General features: G+C 61.6%; 16 protein-coding genes and 1 pseudogene. 5 read left to right on the forward strand and 12 right to left on the reverse strand.

Features of this window, described 5'->3' with window-relative positions:
- Positions 1-249 precede the first annotated feature (249 nt).
- The 7 genes and pseudogenes from F757_RS0106790 to F757_RS0106825 all read right to left on the reverse strand — a co-directional run.
- A complete protein-coding gene (locus tag F757_RS0106790; protein WP_084530758.1) occupies positions 250-699 on the reverse strand; it encodes a universal stress protein in 450 nt (149 codons plus the stop codon).
- An 839-nt stretch (positions 700-1538) separates the two neighbouring features.
- Positions 1539-2918 carry an amino acid permease gene (locus F757_RS0106800; protein ID WP_027210749.1) on the reverse strand — a complete coding sequence of 460 codons (1380 nt, stop codon included), beginning with the start codon at positions 2916-2918 and terminating at the stop codon, positions 1539-1541.
- Between the two features lie 501 nt (positions 2919-3419).
- Positions 3420-4475 carry a 4-hydroxy-2-oxovalerate aldolase gene (gene dmpG, locus F757_RS0106805; RefSeq protein ID WP_027210750.1) on the reverse strand — a complete coding sequence of 352 codons (1056 nt, stop codon included), beginning with the start codon at positions 4473-4475 and terminating at the stop codon, positions 3420-3422.
- Positions 4472-5434 (reverse strand): acetaldehyde dehydrogenase (acetylating), encoded by a 963-nt coding sequence (locus F757_RS0106810; RefSeq protein ID WP_027210751.1) that lies wholly within the window; start codon positions 5432-5434, stop codon positions 4472-4474. The genes dmpG and F757_RS0106810 overlap by 4 nt, the downstream gene beginning before the upstream one ends.
- Positions 5435-5453: 19 nt before the next feature.
- Positions 5454-6221: a 2-keto-4-pentenoate hydratase gene (locus F757_RS0106815; protein ID WP_027210752.1), complete on the reverse strand. Its 768-nt coding sequence runs from the start codon at positions 6219-6221 to the stop codon at positions 5454-5456.
- Positions 6221-7027, reverse strand: a complete 807-nt coding sequence (locus tag F757_RS0106820) for a 2-keto-4-pentenoate hydratase (protein ID WP_027210753.1) — start codon at positions 7025-7027, stop codon at positions 6221-6223. Before F757_RS0106820 ends, F757_RS0106815 begins: the two co-directional genes overlap by 1 nt.
- Positions 7024-7239 (reverse strand): annotated as a pseudogene (locus F757_RS0106825) (tautomerase family protein); the annotation flags it as partial. The pseudogene F757_RS0106825 and the gene F757_RS0106820, both read right to left, overlap by 4 nt.
- Before the next feature lie 123 nt (positions 7240-7362).
- On the opposite strand from F757_RS0106825, the gene F757_RS0106830 reads away from it, so the two are divergent.
- The 4 genes from F757_RS0106830 (at position 7363) to F757_RS0106845 (ending at position 11760) form a co-directional block, all read left to right on the forward strand.
- Positions 7363-8268, forward strand: a complete 906-nt coding sequence (locus tag F757_RS0106830; protein WP_027210755.1) for a LysR substrate-binding domain-containing protein — start codon at positions 7363-7365, stop codon at positions 8266-8268.
- A 277-nt stretch (positions 8269-8545) separates the two neighbouring features.
- Positions 8546-9184, forward strand: coding sequence for a TetR/AcrR family transcriptional regulator (locus F757_RS0106835; protein WP_027210756.1), 639 nt, complete (start codon positions 8546-8548; stop codon positions 9182-9184).
- A gap of 354 nt (positions 9185-9538) precedes the next feature.
- Entirely contained in the window at positions 9539-11011 is a 1473-nt protein-coding gene (locus F757_RS33115) for an MFS transporter (protein WP_156923543.1), read from the forward strand.
- Positions 11012-11490: 479 nt separating this feature from the next.
- Positions 11491-11760 (forward strand): YodC family protein, encoded by a 270-nt coding sequence (locus F757_RS0106845; protein WP_013341309.1) that lies wholly within the window; start codon positions 11491-11493, stop codon positions 11758-11760.
- Between the two features lie 18 nt (positions 11761-11778).
- Here the strand turns inward: F757_RS0106845 and F757_RS0106850 are convergent, their stop codons facing one another.
- Positions 11779-12090 carry a superinfection immunity protein gene (locus F757_RS0106850; protein WP_027210757.1) on the reverse strand — a complete coding sequence of 104 codons (312 nt, stop codon included), beginning with the start codon at positions 12088-12090 and terminating at the stop codon, positions 11779-11781.
- A gap of 465 nt (positions 12091-12555) precedes the next feature.
- On the opposite strand from F757_RS0106850, the gene F757_RS0106865 reads away from it, so the two are divergent.
- The gene (locus F757_RS0106865) at positions 12556-14019 is read left to right on the forward strand and encodes a M20 family metallopeptidase (protein ID WP_027210759.1); all 1464 of its coding nucleotides are present in this window, start codon (positions 12556-12558) and stop codon (positions 14017-14019) included.
- 282 nt (positions 14020-14301) lie between these two features.
- Here the strand turns inward: F757_RS0106865 and xylB are convergent, their stop codons facing one another.
- The 4 genes from xylB to F757_RS0106885 are packed head-to-tail and all read right to left on the reverse strand — an operon-like array spanning position 14302 to position 18947.
- The gene (xylB, locus tag F757_RS0106870) at positions 14302-15762 is read right to left on the reverse strand and encodes a xylulokinase (protein ID WP_027210760.1); all 1461 of its coding nucleotides are present in this window, start codon (positions 15760-15762) and stop codon (positions 14302-14304) included.
- A gap of 48 nt (positions 15763-15810) precedes the next feature.
- Positions 15811-16689, reverse strand: a complete 879-nt coding sequence (locus tag F757_RS0106875; protein WP_013341305.1) for an AraC family transcriptional regulator — start codon at positions 16687-16689, stop codon at positions 15811-15813.
- A 44-nt stretch (positions 16690-16733) separates the two neighbouring features.
- Complete coding sequence (locus F757_RS0106880; RefSeq protein WP_027210761.1) at positions 16734-17909, reverse strand: ABC transporter ATP-binding protein; 1176 nt, start codon at positions 17907-17909, stop codon at positions 16734-16736.
- 3 nt (positions 17910-17912) lie between these two features.
- Positions 17913-18947 (reverse strand): NAD(P)-dependent alcohol dehydrogenase, encoded by a 1035-nt coding sequence (locus tag F757_RS0106885; RefSeq protein WP_027210762.1) that lies wholly within the window; start codon positions 18945-18947, stop codon positions 17913-17915.
- Between the last annotated feature and the right edge of the window lie 2 nt (positions 18948-18949).

The raw sequence follows: 18949 nt of genomic DNA on the forward strand, positions 1-18949 counted from the left end.
CGACCTCAAGCAAGGCGTCGTATCGTCGTATCGTTGTATCGCTATGAAGCGGGAAAAAACGCTGATCGACGTCGCCAAGATGTAGGCGGCGGCGCATGTCCGTTGGAAACGGGCAGGGCGCCATTGGCAACTCACTGGCCAGTCTGAAGTGGTCTTTCCTTTGGTCGACTCGGCGAGCCGGGACGGGGCTGGTGGCATGTGCCGCCCAGGTCGCCGCGCTCGCCAAATGGCAAAACGATCACTAACTCTCTATTCTGCCGGCAGCGTAACGGTAACGATGGTGCAACCCGGCAGACGTTCTGCCAGATCGACATAAATGGGACGCTCGCCCCACCAGCGCACGAGTCCCGTTTTCGGACGATGCCCGACCACGACCATACCCGGCGGCGAAGAGGCCGCGTGGTGTGAAATCGCATCCGCCTTGCGCCCGAACGTCAGATAGCCATGCGCCGTCACGCCGTGTTGCATCAACTGAGCAACCGCGGTAGCGAGCGTGCGGCGCGCGAGATCTTCGAGGTAGGTGTAAGCAAGCTGGCTCAGCATGCCGGCGCAGGTCGCGTTTGCACTGTCTGGATCGACGACACACACGACGTCTACATGAGACTTCAATGCCAGGGAGAGCTGCGTGCAGCGCGTGAGCGCTGCTTGAGATTCGGCCGTTCCATCGTACAGGAGCAGCATATTCGAATGGGGTGTCATATTCTAGTGTTATGGCGGCAGGAGCCGATGCAAGGCCCTAGCCCAGATCAGAAACAATGCGTTGTCACGCATGACCACGCGGGTGCCCGACAGCGTGACCGGTGCATCGTCAAGAACACGTGGGCAGCCTGGGTTATTCCACGAATGGGAGAACAGTGCGCAGGGGTCCGGCACAACAGGAGCAGGCCGCGTCCGGTTCTGCGGCGAAGGGCCTGCCCGCGTCTGCGCGTCAGTACGTTTCGCGTGAATTAGTAGCAAAACTAACTACTTACTGACTGGTCTATTTCGAGGACAGCGTTTCCGTCGCGCAGTTGCCGACACCAAGCTTCGTTGAGGTCAGGGTATTGCTAACGCATTCGGTCACACGCCCAATGAGCCTGTACGTAACAAACTGGACGCGCCGGATTTGTGACGCTAAATTGTTGCAATTGGCGGGGTGTGGGAGCGCCCGCGTTGGTTGCTGAAAGGCTGTGCGCGGCCTTTGGGAGACATCGGTAATCACTAGTCCGCGGTCGTCCGGATGACCGCCGCACCGCCGACAACGGACGAACCGGACGCACCGCGACTTCGCAGCGATCGCGCGACGCGACGCTTTGCCACTCGTTCTTCCACACGGAGACGGACAATCGGGATCGTAGCCTACCGCGGCGTTCCCGGATGACTGACCGCGGTCGCATTAGTGCGGAACGCAGCGTCGTACCCCGCGCAATCGGGCCGAGGCGCTGATCGGGCATCCAATGGTGGCCAGCCCGACCGTCTGCGCCGTCGCGCACCCGCTCATGAACGGCACGGTGCACGAGGTCGCGCTGTTCGACTGAATGCAAACACAGGCCGCCTCGTCAGCGCACCTTCGCGCCGGACGTCTGCTCGAACGACGGATGCCTGCGCCGCACGTGGTACGACGCGACGATCGCGAGCGCCGTCGATATAACGAACCAGAACTGAAAGCGCGATTCCGGATTGAATGCCTGTGACCCGAGCACGGCGACCAGCGCAAGCAGCGCGACCCAGTTCGACACTGGATAGAACCATGCACGGAACGCAGCCGGGTCGCGTTGCTCGTGCTTCGTCTGCCGGCGCATCGCGAAGTGCGCGACGATAATGAAGATCCACACGATCATAACGAACGCGCCGCTGCTCTTCGCGAGCATCAGGAACAGGTCGCCGCCGCTCAGGAAGTGAATGCCGAGGATCGACACGCAAATCGCAAGGCACAGCACGAGTGCGTTCATCGGCACACCTTTCGCGTTGGTGCGGCCGAACATCGCGGGCGCATGGCCGCGCTGGCTCAGCGAATACAGCATGCGCGAATTGGAGAACAGGAATGAGTTCATCACCGACATGAACGACACGAAGAGCACGACCTTCATTGCAATGGCCGCGCCGGTGAAGCCCGCCATGCTGAACAGCGACACATACGGCGATTTCAGGTTGGCCTTGTCGGTCCACGGCATACACAAGATCAAAATCGACACCGAACCGACGTAGAACACCATCACGCGCACAATCACGCTCTTTATGGCACGGACCACGTTCTTGCCCGGGTTCTCGGATTCGCCTGCGGCCACTGCCGCGATTTCGCTGCCCCCAAGCGAGAAGATCACGACCATCACGCCGGAGACCACGGGCGAAATGCCGTTGGGCATGAAGCCGCCGTGGTCAGTCAGGTTCACGAGCCCCGGCGCGGGGATGTGCGGCTGTAAGCCGAACAGGATCGACGCGCCGAGCACCATGAACACGATGATCGTCGCGACCTTCGCGAACGACAGCCAGTATTCGGCTTCGCCGAACGAGCGCACCGAGTACGCGTTGCTCCCGATCAGCGCGATCAGCATAAACAGCGCACCAGCCGGGACCGGTAGCCATGGCAGGAAATCGTGGAGGATCGCGCCGAGCAGGATCGCCTCTACGGTGATCGTAATCATCGACTTGAACCAGTAAAGCCAGCCGACCGCGAAGCCGGCCCATTCACCGAGATAGCTGCTCGCATACGTGGAGAACGAGCCGCTGTCAGGGTTACGAGACGCCATTTCGCCGAGCATGAACATGACCAGCGTCACAATTGCGCCCCCGATCAGGTACGACAGAATCGCCGCGGGGCCGGCGGTTGCAATAATGGAGCCGGAGCCGACGAACAGGCCTGCGCCGATGACGCCACCGAGTGCGATCATCGTGATGTGTCGTTGCTTGAGGCTTTTTCTTAATGAGTAGTCCTGCATGTCTTCCTCCACGGTCTTTCCAGATTATCGATGAAATGTGTTTGCACCTTGTCTTTTGCGCTAGCAGGCCATGATGCGTCGGATGTTACCCAGCGACGACGTGTGGGCAGGAGCCGAACGCGCATTGCCATGCAACCCGAGGCGAACGGCGGTCGACAATCGCTCTGCTATCGAGGCGATTCTTCGCATTGACCGACTGCAATCCCGTCGAAGGGATTTGTCTACAACCTCGCGTTGGCAGGCTCAACGCCCGACTGACGACCCTTGCCCAATATTCACGTTCGAGCCACCATCCGCCTTACCGCACCAAACCTTCTTTTCCCGTTCCTTTTACGACCCCGAGGATTAAGGTGGTAATGTGCCCGCTGCCAGTGCTGCTTCGCACGCACGCTTTAGCCGCCTTCCATCTTGAGGGTTTGCTACGGCCCGTTGATGAACAAGGCATCGAATGAGATATGAGTTTCGAATGCAGGTAGCCAATACTTAGTCATCGAACGATATCTATGCACTTTGTAATGCGCTTCTATCACGCTCGTGTCCGCCTTGGCTAAAAAGATCCAGAGCCACGTCGACGATCATGTCTTCCTGGCCGCCAACCATCTTGCGCCGACCGAGTTCGACGAGAATATCGACTGTTTTTAAACCATACTTGCTTGCAGCAAGTTCGGCGTGCCGCAGGAAGCTGGAATACACGCCGGCATAGCCGAGCGCCAGCGTCTCCCGGTCAACGCGCACTGGACGATCCTGCAACGGACGCACCAGGTCGTCTGCCGCGTCCATCAGGCGGTACAGGTCGCAGCCATGATTCCAGCCCTGACGCTGCGCTGCGGCGATGAAAACTTCAAGCGGCGCGTTTCCTGCGCCTGCACCCATTCCGGCGAGACTCGCGTCGACGCGATCGCAACCTTCTTCGACGGCGACCAGCGAGTTCGCGACGCCAAGGCTCAGGTTATGGTGTGCGTGCATGCCGGTCTGGGTCTGTGGGTCCAACATGTCCTTGAAAGCGCGGAAGCGGTCCCGGATGTCCGCCATACCCAGCGCGCCGCCCGAATCGACGACATAGACGCAGGTCGCGCCGTAGCTCTCCATCAGCTTTGCCTGCTGCGCAAGTTTCTGCGGCGTCGTCATGTGGCTCATCATCAGGAATCCGACGGGATCCATGCCAAGCTCGCGAGCGAATCCGAGATGTTGGCGGGACACGTCGGCTTCGGTGCAGTGCGTCGCGATGCGCACGATGCGTGCGCCTGCATCATATGCGTTGCGAAGATCATGGATGGTGCCAATGCCCGGAATCAGCAGCGTTGCTATCCTCGCGGTTTTGACGCTTTCCGCCGCTGCAGCGATCCATTCGACGTCGCTGTGCGCACCGAAACCATAGTTGAAACTCGACCCTTCGATGCCATCGCCGTGCGCGACCTCAATGCTGTCGACACCCGCCTCATCAAGCGCCCTGGCGATTGCCTGGACGTTGGCAATGCTGTATTGATGGCGGATTGCGTGACTGCCGTCACGCAACGTTACGTCGGAGATATATAGTTTCTTGTCGAGCGATGTCATTGAATAGCCTCCTTCTGGCCTCGGACGATGCCGGCAGCAAGGCGTCGGCGGGCCATCATGTCGCCGCACGCGAGCGCGGCCGATGTCATGATGTCGAGATTGCCCGCGTACGAGGGCAGGTAATGGGCGGCGCCTTCTACTTCAAGGAATACCGACGTCTTCAACCCGTGCTTTACACCGATACCCGGCACGTTCAGCGGCTTTTCCGGCGAGACGATGTCGAACTGAACCTTCTGCTTCAGGCGATAACCGGGAACATAAGCCTGCACGCTGGCAACCATCTGTGCGACGCTGTTCTCAACCGCGCCAAGATCTACGAGATCGGACAATACAAACACGGTATCGCGCATCATCAATGGCGGCTCAGCTGGGTTGAGCACGATGATTGCCTTGCCCCGAGTTGCCCCACCCAGCGTCTCGATTGCGCTGCGGGTGGTCTCAGTAAATTCGTCGATGTTTGCCCGCGTTCCCGGCCCCGCAGACTTGCTCGAGATAGAGGCGACAATTTCCGCGTAGTGGACCTTCGCGACACGCGACACGGCTGCAACAATCGGAATTGTCGCCTGACCGCCGCACGTGACCATGTTCATGTTGGACGCATTTTCGGCCTCGAGATTGATCGCCGGAATCACATACGGGCCAACCGCAGCCGGCGTCAGATCGATAACTTGCACGCCGTGCTTTTGCAGCACATCGTTGTGATGCTTGTGCGCACTGGCCGACGTGGCGTCGAAAACGATATCGATGTTCTTGAACCCATCGAGTTTCAACAGCCCGTCGATCCCCTCCGCTGTCGTCGCAACGCCCATCCTTGCAGCGCGCGCGAGCCCATCCGATTTCGCGTCTACTCCCACCATTGCAGCCATTTCGAGGTGCTGGCTGTTGCGCATCACCTTTATCATCAGGTCGGTCCCGATGTTGCCCGGACCGATGATCGCGATTTTTACCTTTTCGTTCATATCCACTCCGAGATTGCGGTTACGCCGCGACGTGAAATCCAACACTGCCGAGCTGCTCCATATCGACTGATATGTACTGCCCTGGCTTGATCCACTCCGCTGGTGTAGCACCGCCCGCCATGACGACCCATCCGGCTTGAAGAGGCTCGCCAGCCTCCGCTGATAGACGCGCGGCGGCGACGAGCGAACGTAAAGGATGACCCAACAGCGCTGCCGTGGATCCTACCTGGACGACCCGCCCGTCGATGCTCACTGTCAGCCCAAGGTTAGAAAAGTCGATCTTCGGGTCGCGCCAGGTGCCGATAACAAGACCGCTAGAGGACGCGTTGTCTGCGATCACTTCCGGCAGCGAGAACTTGAAATCCTTGTAGCGCGAATCGATGATTTCGATCGCCGGAGCGATCGCTTCCACGGCCGCGAGGGCTTGAGGTCCTGTGACGTTCCCTTCGAGCGGCCGCTTCAGTATGAAAGCGATTTCCGGTTCGCAGCGGGCATGAACGAAGCGCGAGAGACTGATCGCTGTCCCTTCCTCGATCTGCATTGCATCGGTCAGTCGTCCCCAGATGACATCGGACAGGCCCATCTGGACCATTTTGGCCCGGCTGGTAAAACCCATCTTCACACCGACGCGTCGTTCGCCGCGGTCGAGTCGACGGCGGATCGATTCGGCTTGAATACGGTACGCCTCGTCGAGTGACAGACGGCCGTCGGGATCGAACTGCGTGACCTCCGTTGCACTTAATGCTGCATCGTCGAGCAGCCTGGCGAATTCGGCAATATTGCTCATTAGCGCACCTCGTTTTTTGATAGCGGTTCGAACACGGCGCGCACGGACCCTAGCCCGTGGATGCGAGTTTCGAACACGTCCCCCGGGATGACGGGGACCATGGGTCCGAGGGCGCCTGACAACACCAGGTCACCGGTTTTTAGGGGCTGGCCTAGCGATGCCATCGTCCGGGCCAGCCAGACAACTGCATTGACTGGATTTCCCAGACAGGCGGCACCTGCGCCGACGGATACTGGGTCGCCGCGTCGCTCCATCACCATGCCGCACAAGCGCAGGTCGAATTCAGACAATTTGCGAGGGGTGGTGCCGAGCACGTACGCCGACGAGGACGCGTTATCCGCAATCGTGTCGGTGATGCGAATATTCCAGTCCGCTATCCGGCTGCCGACAATCTCGAGCGCAGGCAGCGCGTACTCGATCGCGTTGAGCACGTCGACCTGGGTTGGGTGGTCCATCGTCATGTCACGTCCGATGACAAATGCCACTTCTGATTCGACCTTGGGTTGCGTGAGAATCGATGATGGGATTGGCTCACCATCGCCGTACCCCATATCGTCGAAGAGCATGCCGAAGTCGGGCTGGTCTACACCGAGCTGCTTCTGCACGGCGACCGAGGTGAGGCCGATTTTGCATCCGACGACGCGGCGGCCTTCGGCCCGGCGACGCTCGGTGTTCACTCGCTGGATCGCGTACGCGTCTTCGATAGTCAGTTGATCGTACGTTTCACGCAACGGCGCAAGGTATTTGCCGCTGCGCTGCGCTGTTGATAGCGCAGCAGCTGCTTCCTCGATAAGGAGCGGCGTCATTTGCCGTTCTCCAGAGCGGGGGTGCCGAGTTCGTCCTTGGTGCGTTCGCCTATTGCCCAGTGTGTCGAGGGCACCTCGTTCGCATAGACCCGAATGCTTTCCAGGGGCGCGCCGAGCGTTTCGTGCACGCTACGGGCGATTGCCTTAAGGCACGCCTTGACGGCCTCGGCATCGCGGCCCTCGATGAGCGAGATGTGGATGATTGGCATGACTCGTTTCCTGGCATGTTATGAGCGAGGTCATGATGTACGATGCATGCCGTGACGGTCCAATACCGTTTGGACCTGTATCGATACCGAATCGGTATTGGAATCAAGGCAGTATCTGGAGGAAACATGGACCTGAAGCAGATGCGCTATTTCATGGCGCTGGCAGAGGAGTCGAACTTCGGACGGGCGGCGGAACGTCTGCACATGGCGCAACCGCCGCTCACACGCAACATCCGTGCGCTCGAACAAGAACTAGGTACGCAATTGTTTGTCCGGACCACGAAGGGCGCCGAGCTGACCGAGGCGGGGCGCGCGTTGATGGAAGAGGTGCCCAACATCCTTGCTCTTGCCCGGCGTGCGGAGGAACAGACTCAATTGGCCGGGCAGGGCTACCTGGGAAGGCTGGATGTCGGCATCTTCAGTTCGGGGATTCTGAACGTCATTCCCAGGCTGCTCGCCGAGTTCCATACCGAGCGGCCCGAAGTCAAGATTGGCTTGCACAATATGTCCAAGGCCGAGCAGATCAGTGCGCTGCGTGAGCGGCGCATCACAATCGGTTTCAATCGTCTCGTGCCCGACGAACCCGATATCGCGGTTGATTGGGTTCTAAGAGAACCGTTTCTGGTTGCGCTGTACGAAGGGCATCGGCTGTGCGCGAAGAAGGCAGTGACGCTGCGGGATCTCGACAACGAGCGAATGATTCTTTATCCCAACGCACCCGTGCATGGCCTCGCGCAGGAGGTGGCCGCTGCGTTTCGCGCCGAGAATGTGCAACTGCGTGTTGAGCAGGAAGTCGAGGACGTGGTGACGTGCATCGCATTGGTTGCGAGCCGTTTCGGCATTTGCGTGACCACGGAATCGGCGGTCAATCTTCGGCTGCCTGGCGTTGTGTACCGCCCGCTCAGATCGACACAGTTACGGGAAATCGAGTTGACCTGTCTGTATCGTCGTGGGGACAACTCCCCGATCCTGCAAGCGTTTTTAAACCTGGTACGGACTTCGCGAACCCACCGCGTTCGTGCCCGGCTTTGAGCGGCGGAGGCGAGTTAATCCGGGACGTTGAGCTTGCGTCAGCGATCCTACGAGGTTTGCGTTAGCCCGAGTTCGGCCCAATTTGAGACCTCGACATGGCTCGATGCTTAAAACATTAAAAACAACTTTCATTTTCGGGGTCATTGCACGGCATCCACCGGCGTTTCCGAGTCTATCGCTCAATTTTCACCGTCTATGGTGCAGGCACGCCGGCATGAGCCGCTGCCTACGAAATTTCGATTTGATTTGTTGAACGGTTAGTCATAATATCCGTTGGATGAAGCCAACCGGTCAACCCCATTCGTCGCCGAAGAAAGCGGGCGAAATGTGTCCGCGCGGGCGGCCGCGCGAGTTCGATACGAACGCCGTGCTCGCCAGCGCGAGCCAGGTGTTCTGGAACCACGGCTATCACGCCACTTCCATCGACGACCTCTGCAAAGCCACCGGCCTGCTACGCGGCAGCCTGTACGGCGTGTTCGGCGACAAGCACGGCATCATGCTCGCCGCGCTCGACCATTACGCCGAAGGTTCAGTTGCCCGGCTCGCCGAGCGGCTGAATGCGCCCGTGCCCCCGCAAGAGGCCCTGCGCGATGCGCTGCTCCACTACGCGCGGGTTGCCTGCGCGCTCTCCGGCGAACGTAGCTGCTTCATCACCAACACGACACTGGAAATGCAGCCCGGCGACGACGAGCTGCGCAGCCGCGTCGCCGCCATCCAGCGCCGCATGGCGACGTTGCTGGCAGCCTCGGTGATTCGCGGCCAGGCAAGCGGCGCATTCAACTCCACGCTTGACGAAAAAGCCGCCGGCGATTTTCTGCTGTGCGTCATGCAAGGCTTGCGCGTACTGGGGCGGGTCGCTCACAAGGAAGACGCGCTGACCGGCATCGTCGAGGTGGCGATGCGGGCGCTTATCTAATTTTTTTATCTATTTATTGAACGATCAGTCATGAAATCGGAGCCGATCAAGTCGTCATCGACGGCATTCGCCGAGGCGGATGGCGTTGCAGCCGCGCCGCGCGCCGCCGCCAGCGTTGCCGTGTGCCCGGGGCCTGTCGCGGCGAGCGCCGCGGCACAGAGCGCGACGGCCACCGCAACACATCGAATGGCCGAACACGCGAACAACAGCGGGCACAAAAGCGGAACCAACAGCGGAACCAACAGCGGAACCAACAGCGGAACCAACAGCGGAACCGACAGCGGAACCGACAGCGGGACCCACAGCAGGACCCACAGCGGTAGCGCGAGCGGGGACCCGGCACAACCCGCGTCGTTGGCCGGTCAACCCGCGCCCGCGTTCGCACGTCAGGGACTGGCGCTCGCCGTGCTGTTTGTCGGCGCGTTTCTCGCGCCACTCGACTATTTCATCGTCAATCTTGCGCTACCGTCCATTCGTAGTGGCCTGAACGCGACCGATGCACAACTGCAGCTCGTCGTGTCGGCTTACTCCTCGGTGTACGCGGTGCTGCTGATTACCGGCGGCCGGCTCGGCGACCTGTTCGGCCGGCGCCGCATCTTCATGGCGGGCATGGCTGGGTTCGTGGTCGCCTCAGCGTTATGCGGCTTCGCGACGAGCGGCCATATGCTGGTGATCTCGCGCATCGTCCAGGGCATGGCGGCGGCAATCATGGCGCCGCAGGTGCTGGCGACCATCCGCGCCGTCGTGCCGCTGCATCAGCAAACCCGCGTGATGAGTCTCTACGGCTTCGTATTCGGCCTCTCGTCGATTGTCGGGCAGCTTGGCGGCGGCGCGCTGATTACCTATCGTCCGTTCGGGCTCGACTGGCGCATCATCTTCCTCATCAATATTCCCATTGGCATCGTGGCGTTCCTCGGCACGTGGAAGTTCGTGCCCGAGAACCAGCCGGCTACGCGCACCAGCCTCGATATGAAGGGCGTCGCGCTCCTCTGCGCGGTGCTGCTGCTCGTGATTTACCCGATGACGCACGGCCGCGAAGCCGGCTGGCCCGCGTGGACCTTCGCAATGTTCGCGCTCGCGGTGCCCGCGTTGGCGCTTTTTGTCGCCACTGAAAAGCGGGTGGAGCAGGGCGGCGGGCATCCGCTCGTCGATCTGCAGTTGTTTCGCAATCGCGCGTTTGCGCTCGGTCTCGCGCTCGCGTTTCTGTTCTATTGCAACAGCGCGTTTTTCCTGACCTACGGCATCTTTCTGCAGACCGGCTTGCACTGGACGCCGCTCGCCTCGGGCGTCGCCATCATGCCGTTCGCCATCGGCTTCGTGATCGGGCCGCTGACGTCGCCGGCGGTCGTCACGCGCATCGGCGGCCACGTGCTCACGCTCGGCTTTTCGCTGATGACGCTCGGCTTCGCGGTGACCGGCTGGGCCGCGACCGAGGCCGCAGCGCCGGACCTGGCGTTCTATGCCGGTCTCGTGTGCGCGGGCGTCGGCCATGGTCTGCTGTTGCCCAACATCATGCGCATTGCGCTGCTGGAGGTCGCGCCTGAAAAGGCCGGGCTCGCGTCGGGCGTGGTGTCGTCGACCCTGCAGATCGGCTCGGCATTCGGCACGGCTGCTATCAGCGGTGCGTTCTTCGGCGCGCTCGGCGCGGCGAATGCGACAGCGATCAGCGGCGGCCACGTTGCAAGCGCGACGCCGGCCGCCTATGCGCACGCGTTCCAGTTGAGCCTTGCGATCAACGCAGTACTGATGTTCGTTTGCATCGGTCTGAGCGTGCTGCTGGTGCGGCATCAGCAACTCGCGTTGCGCCGCGCCGCACGCCCGCTTTAAAACAGCGGGGCAGTAATCGTTTTCATGGCTGTGGCAGCGTGAAAATCATTAACGCTTTTCACACGGATTTCATTTAATTTGCCAGGCTATTTAGGGATGATCGCGTCATTCATAGGTAATCGGGAATGCGCGGTAAATGCTGGCAACCCTATGCGGATTCAAAGGTGTTTCAGATTTGAAGCATTTTCGGCATGCAGTATCTACAGCGCGGGCCGGCAGGGTCAGTAATTCTTGCGCTCTGTGCGGTGCCGCACGTTCGGCCTGCAACCCCTTGCGGGTGGCGACTCGGGTGTAACCCGCAATTGCACTGCGGCAAAGTGTCTTTCTCCGGCTTATTAGCGCGTTATTAATGAAAAGCGCTTGCCGACTTCATTTTCGATTGTTAATCTGAACGCGTTCTAGAGGCATCCCTCAGTTGGTCGTAGTCGATACACGGCGCAATGACTTGAATACCGAAAAGGTTCCGTAGAGGATTGAAAATGCTGACCGCTACCATTGACGCACTCACGCCGCTTCCCGCCCGCTTCAGCACTGGCGACGTCGTCACGTTGAAAGACGGAGGCCCGCGCATGACGGTGACGTACGCAGGCCCGGTGGCGCTCAATCCTGGCGAATGGCTGGTGTGCGAGTGGTTCGACGAGCACGGCGAATTGCGCCGCGAAATGTTCGCGCCTTCCAGCGTGCGTGCCGAGCCGCGCTCGATTCCGGCCGGCTCCGTGCGGTGGAACCGCATGAGCCGCGCCGCATGAAGGCAGTGGTCAGCGGGCCTATTTCTGCGGGCGATCTCGCGTCGTGTCGCGCCGCTGAACGCGTAGCAGCAGCGCGGACGAAAACGCGCGCATGCTCACCAGTTTCCGTTTCTCCACCACTTCGCCCGCGAGATTCTTCGGCGGGTTAGGCTGCAACGACCAGTAGAGCGCGAGCAGCCAGCCGAGCACTGTCCATCCCAGGCACGCATTGAAGAGCGCAAGCGTCAGCACGTCGACGCGTTTGCGTCGATCGGCCAGAATCGCCGGCAGGAAATACAGCGCCAGCGCGATCACCACGGCGATGATCTGAATGGCAACGCGCTCATTCATATGCCGCCTCCCGAAAGCTGAGTCGCTGCACGGCGGGTGGCCGAATCACCGGCCTGCCAGACGCGGCTCGCATGCAAGGCGTGCGCAAATGCGTGTGCCTTGCGGCTCATATACCAATTGTCGCGCGATTGTTGGCCGGGTGCAGCGTTGGTGAAAGCTTTCCAGTGCGTCGGTAATGGATTCAACGCAGCGCCGCCGCCATGTCGCCGCAGCCGGACACGGCGGATGCCCACCACGCACACGCTGCGCTGCACCGTGCCATGCCATGCCATGCTATGCCGTGCGGTGCGGTGCGGTGCGGTGCGGTGCGGTGCGGTGCGGTGCGGTGCAGTGCTGCGCGCTCCATGCCGTTTGCGCCGCCGGCCGGGCCGCGGCATCGCCGCCGGGCCACGAATACTTCAGCGCACGCAGCATCAGGACTATCATGTCCGTTTCGAGTGAACGAAACCGTTACGGACAGCCATCATGATCTCCGACGATACGACCCAAGAGGCTCAGCGCCTGAACCCCGACACGCTCCGCGAATTCGTGGACCGCAAATGGAACGATGAGATCGTGCCGGCGCTCACCGACTACATCGCGGTGCCCGCGAAGAGTCCCGCATTCGATCCCGAGTGGGTGCAGCACGGCTACCTGGAGCGGGTCATTACCGACGCCGCGCAATGGGTCGAGCAGCAGCCGGTGCGCGGCCTCACGCTCGAGATCGTGCGCTTGCCGGGCCGCACGCCAGTCATTTTTTTCGAGACCCCGGCCACACGTTCCGGCAGCGACGAAACCATCGTGCTCTACGGCCACCTCGACAAGCAGCCTGAGTTCGACGGCTGGCGCAGCGACCTCGGTCCGTGGACGCCCAAGCTGGAAAACGACAAGCTCTATGGCCGCGGCGGCGCTGACGACGGCTATGCGATCTACGCGAGCATTACCGCGCTCGCCGCGCTGGACGCGCAAGGGGTCGAGCGGCCGCGCTGCGTCGGTCTGATCGAAACCTGCGAGGAGTCGGGCAGCTACGATCTGCTGCCCTATGTCGACGCATTGCGCGAACGGCTCGGCAAGGTCGGCCTCGTGGTGTGCCTCGATTCGGGCGCCGGCAATTACGATCAGTTGTGGCTCACCACGTCGCTGCGCGGACTCGTGGCCGGCGATCTGGAAGTGCAGGTGCTCGACGAAGGCATTCACTCGGGCGGCTACGGCGGCATTGCGCCGTCGAGCTTCCGCATCATGCGGCAACTGTTCGACCGGCTCGAGGACGCGGCCAACGGCACGCTGCTGCCCAAGGGCTTTCACTGCCCGATTCCCGCCGACCGTCTGCTCGAAGCCGAGGCCACCGCGCACATTCTCGGCGACGACGTGTGGAAGAAGTTGCCGTGGGCGTGCGGCCAGGACGGCCGCCAGGTGCTGCCTACCACGACCGATCCGAAGGAGGCTTTGCTCAACTCGACGTGGCGTCCGTCGCTTTCGGTGACCGGCGCGGCCGGCCTGCCCGCGTTAGCGGACGCCGGCAACGTGCTGCGTCCGCGCACCGCGTTCAAGTTGTCGCTGCGCCTGCCGCCGCTGATCGAAGCGGAAAAGGCCGTCGCGGAACTGAAGGCGCTGCTCGAACTCGACCCGCCGTACAACGCGAAGGTCACCTTCAAGCCGGACGCCGGCGCGGCGAGCGGCTGGAGCGCGCCCGAACTTGCGCCGTGGCTCGCCACTGCGCTGAACGACGCCTCGCGCGCGCATTACGGCGCGGACGTCGCGTACATGGGGCAGGGCGGCACGATCCCGCTGATGAACGTGTTGAAGGCCGGCTTTCCGCAGTCGCAGTTCATGGTGTGCGGTGTGTTGGGGCCGAAGTCGAATGCACACGGGCCCAATGAGTTCCTGCATGTGCCGTATGGCAAGAAGCTGACGGCGGCGGTCGCCCAGGTGATTGCAGCAGCGCCCTGATCGGGAGGCGCTCGGCTCGTCGGGCGGGGTGGGCCGGCGCGCACCTCGCGCGGCTCGCGCACCTCGCACGTCGTGCGCGAAGCCAATGACATTTCCGTCGATGCCGCCACTCGGGCGCAGGTGCGTGCGAGCCGGCGCGCGCCGCGATTTTTACGACGCCCGGCGCCCGGCCAGCAATCTGGGCGATGAACACAGAAAGAAACAACGGCGCGACGGAAGGACTGGCAAAGACCTCAGCACTCTCGATCAGGAACCCCGAGACGCGCGGATCTGGCTGGACATCTACCTGGAAAATTCGTCTTTCAGCGCCGCGTAGATTCTGCGATACCGCGCGAGCCGGTCCTCGGTCACGGTCCGGTGCGCTGCGTCGGGCTCGCATACCTCGATGGTTGTGGGAGACGTACACACCTGGTTGACGTTCTCCTTCGTGACGGCCAACCTTGCGAGCCGTGCAGCGCCCAAAGCGGCGCCCACATCTCCGCCATGATGGCGGCGCATTGCAACGCCTGTGGCTGTGGCACAGAGCTTCGCCCAGAAACGGCTACGCGAGCCGCCCCCGATGAAAGACGCCGTGTCCAGCGCCGTCCCGGCGCTTTGCAGCGCTGCGTAACCGTCGGCCATCGCGAACGCTACGCCTTCCATTACGCTGTACGCAAGGTCGGCCTCGCCGTGAGCGCCCGTCAGCCCCCAGAACACACCTTTTGCATTCGCGTCATTGTGAGGCGTACGCTCGCCACTCAGGTACGGCAGAAAGAGTGGGGCGCCCCGCGCGTCGGCCTGCTCGGCCAGGCCGGCAACCTCGACGACGTCCTTCTTGAGCACGCCGGAGAGCCACGCGAGACTCGAAGCCGCCGACAGAATGACGCTCATCTGATGCCAGCGGTCCGGCAGGCAATGGCAGAACGCGTGTACCGCCTGTGCGGGATTCGGCGCAAACCGGTCGGTCCCGGCAAACAGCACGCCCGATGTGCCCAATGACAGGAACGCGCTACCGGCGTCGACGACGCCCATGCCGATCGCGCTTGCTGCGTTATCGCCCGCACCGCCGCAAAGCAGCACTGGGCTCGCAATGCCCCATTCGCGCCGCAATGTATCGTTTAACTGAGCCGCAGCCTCGCTGCCTTCTACCAGCCTCGGCATATGCTCACGCGAGAGCCCGGTCGCGGCGAGCATTCTGTCCGACCAGTCGCGCTTCGCGACGTCGAGCCACAGTGTGCCCGACGCATCGGACATCTCGGAGACGAACTCACCGGTGAGCCGCCACGCCACGTAGTCCTTGGGCAACAGGACTTTGTGCGCCGCGCGGAACACCGCCGGTTCGTATTTAGACAGCCAGAGCAGTTTCGGCGCGGTGAAACCCGGCATTGCAAGGTTGCCGGTAATCGAGCGCGACTCGGGAACCAGCGCTTCGAGTTCCACACATTCGGCAAACGCCCGGGTGTCGTTCCACAGAATCGCCGGGCGTAACACCTGACCGGCGCGATCAAGCAGGGTCGCGCCATGCATCTGTCCAGATAAACCAATTCCGCGTAGCGCCGAAAAGCCAGCCGGATTGGCCGCCCGCACCTGCGCGATTGCGTCGAGCGTGGCGTGCCACCACGCCTGTGGGCTCTGTTCGGACCAATGAGCGTGAATATGCTCGACTTCGAGTCGTGCACCGCCGGTGGCGATCGTGTGCGATTCGTCGTCTGTGAGTAGCGCTTTTACCTCGGAGGTCCCAAGGTCGATTCCAAGGAATGTCAAGAGTGTCGTCCCGGTTTTGTGGCCGGCTCGCCTTGCCGAAGCAAGACGTCAAGCCGCGATCATGTGTTCGTTAAGCTGATGCAGCGCGCGAAACTTCGATGGCGGCATCGCCTTCGTTGCAAGGAATTGACGGTTGAAGTTCGACAGATTGTTAAAGCCAACGCGATAGCAGATTTCCGTCACGCTAAGCGTCGAACACATCAGCAGCTCACACGCTTCGTTGATCCGCAGCCGGTTCTGGTACTGCACAAACGTGCACCCGGTATGTCGCCGGAAAAAACGTGTAAAGGTGCTCACGCTCATGCCTGCAAGCTCGGCGACATCGGCTTCGCGCAATGTGCCCGGCAGGTTCTGCTGAATGTACGAGAGCACCTGATTGATCGTGGACTGCATGTAGCGATGCGCGTTGACATCGTATGCGGGTCCTGCGAGCAATCTGCGCTCGGTGCACGAGGACAACCTGTCGAAGATCGACATCAACAATTCGACGCGGCGACAACCGTGCGAAACAGCAAGCTCCAGCATCATCGGCGCAATCGCCAGACCCACCGCGTCCGGAAACTGTATCCCCCGAGCTGCATCGTCGATCAGCCCGACGATCGAGTGCAATTCGGGGAACGCGGCCACCATGCGTTCGACCGCATCGCGCGAAAACTGCAGAACCACATCGCGTGACGGCACGGTTTCCCGCTCGCCGACTTCGCTGATCCAGTTGTGCGGTAAATTCGGCCCGGTGATCACCAGGTTGCCTGGCGCGAAGTCACCGATGAAATCGCCGACAAAAAACTTGCCGGTGGACGCCCGGATCACGTGAATTTCATACTCGGGATGAAAGTGCCATTTCGCTACCGTATGCGGATAGTCGTGCGCCCAGGCCCGAAACGACTCGTCCCGTCGCGTGTGCACCAACTCCAGGTCTGGATTCATACCGCTTCTCCTCCTCGGCCGTCTGGACGCCGCGTCTTCTTCTGTTAATGCAAAGCCGCTCCCTGTACGCCTGCGTCCTGATGTGACGGAGCTGCGTGCGTTGTTCCGGTGCTCCGAGCAACAGGCAACGAGACGTTCTGCTCCGTCTGGGCATCAAAAACGTGCAGGTCGGCTGCTTTGAACTGAAACGTTACCACGCTATCGCGTTCGGGCAACTCGCCCGCCGGCACCAGGGCGGCCAGGCGTTCGCCGCCGGATTCAAACGTGACGAGCGCTTCAGCGCCCAGCAGTTCGATCAGCTCCACTTTGCCGCGAAGCCTCAGCGAGCCGGACTCATCGTCGGCGGACGCCACCTTCAGATAGTTTGGCCGGATCGCCAGTTTCACCGGCTGGCGGTGTTGCAGTCCTGCGAAACGCGGCCCGGCAAGAGCCCAGCGCTGACCCTGTACCTGGACGAAGCACATTTCACCTGTCCGCTCGATCGTCCCGGATATGAGATTAATGGCGGGTGTGCCGATGAACCCTGCGGCGAACAGCGTATGCGGGAAATGGTACAGATCGGATGGTGTGCCGGCCTGCTCGATCCGCCCGCCGCGCATGAGAATCACCCGGTCGGCGAGCGTCATGGCCTCCAACTGGTCGTGCGTCACATACACCGTCGTGGTCTTCAGGCGCTGGTGTAGCCGCTTGATGTCGCCGCGCAACTGCGCTCGCAGTTTCGCGTCGAGGTTGGACAGCGGCTCATCGAAGAGAAATACCTCTGGCGTCTTGATCATTGCCCGAGCGATCGCGGCGCGCTGCTGCTGGTCGCCCGACATTGCGCGCGGTTTGCGATCGAGCAACGCGTCGAGGTTCAGCATCGCAGCGACTTCCCGCACGCGACGGTCGATCTCTGCAGCCGGCACCTTCAGCCGGCGCAGGCCGAACGCGACGTTGTCATACACAGTCATGTGCGGATACAGCGCGTAGTTCTGGAACACCATCGCGACGTTACGCTCGCGCGCCGGCAAGTCGTTCACGACGGTGTCACCAATTGCGAGTTCTCCGCCCGTAATAGCTTCGAGACCAGCAATCATGCGAAGCATCGTGGACTTGCCACATCCGGATGGCCCGAGCAACACCACGAACTCGCTGTCGCGGATCTCCATATCGAGCGGATGCAGCACTGGTGGCCCGCCGTCGTAACGCTTCGTGAGGCCTTTGCAGACGATTTTGGCCATGGCTCAGTCCATCTCGATCTGGATCTTGACATTGTCCGGACGCCCTGCGGCCGCCTCTTCGAACGCGCTGAGGCCGTCGGAGAATGCGAACTTGCGCGAGATGAACGGCTTCACGTCGATCATTCCTGAGCTGATGAGCGCCAGCGCGCGCGGGAACATATTCGCGTAGCGAAACACCGATTCGAGGCGCGCTTCCTTCGCCTGCATGGCGACGACGTCGAGCGGCACGCGGTCGACCGGCATCCCGACCAGGACCGCGCAGCCACCGGGACAAAGCAGATCGAACAGGTCGTCAAATACCTTCGCGTTGCCACTCGCTTCGAACACGACGTCGGCACCCCAGCCTGTGGTGACTTCCCGCACCACATCGGCCAGCCGTTGCTGCGCCACATTGACTGTCGTCACTGCCCGGTTGTCGGCGAAGAGAGCCAGTTTTTCCTTGACCACATCGGCCAGAATGACGCGCGACGCGCCGCCTGCCAGTGCGGCGAGGGCGGTCATCGCGCCGATCGTCCCGGCGCCGATGACGACGGCGACATCGCCGGGTTTCATCGCAGCCTTCCTGGCGGCCTGTAGCCCGATGGACAGGGGCTCGACGATCGCGCCCTCCGCGAACGACACATTGTCGGGAAGCCGGAAGGTGAATGCCGCCGGATGCACGACATAAGGCGTCAGGCAACCGTGAATGGGCGGCGTTGCCCAGAAACGAACCGCAGGGTCCAGGTTGTACAGGCCGCGCATGGTCGCCGGCGAGTCGAATGAAGGAATGCCCGGCTCCATGCAAACGCGGTCGCCTATACGCAGGTGCGTGACCTCGCTGCCGGTTTCGACCACCGTTCCGGACGCTTCGTGACCCAGCACCATCGGTGCTTCGACCTTGAACGGTCCGATGCGTCCGTGCGTGTAGTAATGGACGTCGCTACCGCAAACGCCAACCGTATGAATCTTGATCTTGACGTCGCGAGGACCGACTTCGAGCGGCAGGTCGATATCGCGCAGCGCGAGTTGGCGCGCTTCTTCGAGTACGAGGGCTTTCAAAA

This window comes from Burkholderia sp. WSM2232 (assembly GCF_000472545.1).
GTDB lineage: Bacteria > Pseudomonadota > Gammaproteobacteria > Burkholderiales > Burkholderiaceae > Paraburkholderia.

Bases quoted from the DNA above. Each gene is read 5' to 3' on its own strand.
- F757_RS0106790 (WP_084530758.1), bottom strand. From the start codon at position 699: ATGACACCCCATTCGAATATGCTGCTCCTGTACGATGGAACGGCCGAA.
- F757_RS0106800 (WP_027210749.1), bottom strand. From the start codon at position 2,918: ATGCAGGACTACTCATTAAGAAAAAGCCTCAAGCAACGACACATCACG.
- dmpG (WP_027210750.1), bottom strand. From the start codon at position 4,475: ATGACATCGCTCGACAAGAAACTATATATCTCCGACGTAACGTTGCGT.
- F757_RS0106810 (WP_027210751.1), bottom strand. From the start codon at position 5,434: ATGAACGAAAAGGTAAAAATCGCGATCATCGGTCCGGGCAACATCGGG.
- F757_RS0106815 (WP_027210752.1), bottom strand. From the start codon at position 6,221: ATGAGCAATATTGCCGAATTCGCCAGGCTGCTCGACGATGCAGCATTA.
- F757_RS0106820 (WP_027210753.1), bottom strand. From the start codon at position 7,027: ATGACGCCGCTCCTTATCGAGGAAGCAGCTGCTGCGCTATCAACAGCG.
- F757_RS0106830 (WP_027210755.1), top strand. From the start codon at position 7,363: ATGGACCTGAAGCAGATGCGCTATTTCATGGCGCTGGCAGAGGAGTCG.
- F757_RS0106835 (WP_027210756.1), top strand. From the start codon at position 8,546: ATGAAGCCAACCGGTCAACCCCATTCGTCGCCGAAGAAAGCGGGCGAA.
- F757_RS0106845 (WP_013341309.1), top strand. From the start codon at position 11,491: ATGCTGACCGCTACCATTGACGCACTCACGCCGCTTCCCGCCCGCTTC.
- F757_RS0106850 (WP_027210757.1), bottom strand. From the start codon at position 12,090: ATGAATGAGCGCGTTGCCATTCAGATCATCGCCGTGGTGATCGCGCTG.
- F757_RS0106865 (WP_027210759.1), top strand. From the start codon at position 12,556: ATGATCTCCGACGATACGACCCAAGAGGCTCAGCGCCTGAACCCCGAC.
- F757_RS0106875 (WP_013341305.1), bottom strand. From the start codon at position 16,689: ATGAATCCAGACCTGGAGTTGGTGCACACGCGACGGGACGAGTCGTTT.
- F757_RS0106880 (WP_027210761.1), bottom strand. From the start codon at position 17,909: ATGGCCAAAATCGTCTGCAAAGGCCTCACGAAGCGTTACGACGGCGGG.